Genomic DNA, 2331 nt, shown 5'->3' with positions numbered 1-2331 from the left:
GGCGCGTGTACGTCTTCCCCGCCGCCTCCGGGTCCGGGTCGTAGAGGCCGTCCACGTCCCAGCCCCGGTCCGCCGGGAACTCGCCGACCGCGTCACCACCGGAGACCACCAGCTGCCACAGGTCCTCGGGCGAGCGCACCCCGCCCGGATACCGGCACGCCATGCCGACGATCGCGATGGGGTCGTCGTCCTCGGCGGGCGCGGCGGCCGGTTCCGGTGCGGGCGCGGTGGTGAGACCGGTGAGCTCGGTGCGCAACTGCCGGGCGAGTGCCTGGGCGTTGGGGTGGTCGAAGACCAGCGTGGGGGGCAGTGCGAGGCCGGTCTCGGCGTTGAGCTTGTTGCGCAGTTCGACGGCGGTCAGGGAGTCGAAGCCCAGGTCCTTGAAGGCCCGGCCGGCCTCGACCTCGTCGGCGCCGCTGTGGCCGAGGACGGCCGCCGCGTGGGTGCGGACGAGGTCGACCAGCAGCGCGTGCTGCTCGGTCCCGGGCATCCCGGTGAGGCGGTCGGCCAGGGGCGAGGTGGCGGCCGTGCCGGGCTCGCCGGCGGTGCTGCCCACGGTGAGGATCCGCGCGGCCTCCGGGAGGTCGCCGAGCAGGGCGCTCGGGCGGCCCACGGTGAACGGGGGCAGGAACCGCTCCCAGTCGACGTCGGCCACCGTGGCGGTCGCCTCGCCGCAGTCCACCGCCTGCCGGAGGCCGGCCACGGCGAGCGCGGCGGGCATCGGGATCAGGCCGCGGCGGCGCAGTCGTTCGTCCGCGCCGTCGGCCTCGGCCATGCCGCCGCCGGCCCACGGGCCCCAGGCCACGGAGGTCGCCGGCAGGCCTTGGGCCCGGCGGCGTTCGGCGAGCCCGTCGAGCAGGGCGTTGGCCGCGGCGTAGGCGGCCTGGTGGCCGCTGCCCCACACGCCGGCGATGGACGAGAAGAGGACGAAGGCGTCGAGTTCCCGGCCGGCGAGGAGCGCGTCGAGGTGCAGGGCGCCGGCCGTCTTGGCGGACAGCACGTCGGCGAAGGCGCCCGGCGTCATGGCCTCCAGCGGCTCCAGGTGGTCCACGCCCGCCGTGTGGACGACGGCGTTCACCGGGTGCTCGGCGAGCAGCGCGGCCAGCGCCTCGCGGTCGGCGACGTCGCACGCGGCGACGGTCACACGGACACCCGTCTCCTCCAGCTCTGCGACGAGACCCGCCGCACCCGGCGCGTCGAGGCCGCGGCGGCTGGTGAGCACCAGGTGCTCCGCACCCGCACCGGCGAGCCAGCGGGCGACGTGCCCGCCCAGCGCACCCGTACCACCGGTGATCAGCACCGTGCCGCGCGGCGACCACCGCTGCCCGGCCAGGGTGTTCCGGCGGGTGGCGGCCTGGGAGAGCCTGCGGCCGAACACACCGCGGGCGCGGATCGCGACCTGGTCCTCGGCCGACTGGCCGAGCACCGCGGCGAGGCGGCCGGCGACCCGGTCGTCGACCGTGTCCGGGAGGTCGATCAGACCGCCCCAGCGCGGCGCGTGCTCCAGCGCAGCCACCCGGCCCAGCCCCCAGACCTGGCACTGGTACGGGTCCGCCACCTCGTCGGCGGGGCTCACGCCCACCGCGTTGCGGGTCGTGCACCACAGCGGGGCACCGATGCCCGCATCGCCCAGCGCCTGGACGAGCAGGACGGACAGCGCGACTCCGGCGGTCAGCGCGGCGGCCGCCGGGGCGGCCTCGCCGTCGACGGCGAGCAGCGACAGGACGCCCGCCACGGTCTCTTCGCCGGCCGCTCGGGCGAGCTGCGCGGTCAGCTCCTCACGGCCGGTGGCCGGCTCGACAGGGACCGGCAGCGGGGCCAGGCCCCGCTCGGTCAGCCCGCGGAGGCAGGCGGTCACCCAGTCGTCGCCGAGTTGCGCAGCGCTGACCGGAACCAGCCACATACCGTTCCGGGCAGGGCCCTCCGGGACGGGGTCGGGTATCGCTTTCCAGGTGACGCCGTAGCGCCAGCCGTCCACGGTGGACTGCTCCTTGCGCTGCCGCCGCCACGACGACAGCCTCGGCAGCACGTCGCTGAACGCGTCCCCTGCCCCGATGTCCAGGGTCTCGGCAAGGGCCTGCAGGTCCTCGCGCTCCACGGTCTCCCAGAACTGCGCGTCCACCGGATCCGCCACCGCGGCGGCGGCAGCGGGCTCCGGGGCGTCGACCCAGTACCGCTCGTGCTGGAAGGCGTAGGTCGGCAGGTCGGTCTTCCGCGCACCGGCGAAGAACGCGTTCCAGTCCACGGAGACGCCGTGCACGTGCAGTTCGGCCAGGGCCGTGACGAGGGCCTGCTGCTCGGGACGGTCGCCGCGCAGGACGGGCACGGCAA

1 protein-coding gene is annotated in these 2331 nt (G+C 76.1%); it reads right to left on the bottom strand.

The features are described 5' to 3' along the window. Positions 1 to 2331 (bottom strand): SDR family NAD(P)-dependent oxidoreductase (locus AB0H32_RS47995; RefSeq protein ID WP_361135966.1); only part of this gene is annotated, 2331 nt, incomplete at both ends.

Origin of the sequence: Streptomyces sp. NPDC020362, from assembly GCF_040642095.1 — a bacterium.
Lineage (GTDB): Bacteria > Actinomycetota > Actinomycetes > Streptomycetales > Streptomycetaceae > Streptomyces.
This window is presented reverse-complemented; position numbering and strand designations above follow the sequence as displayed.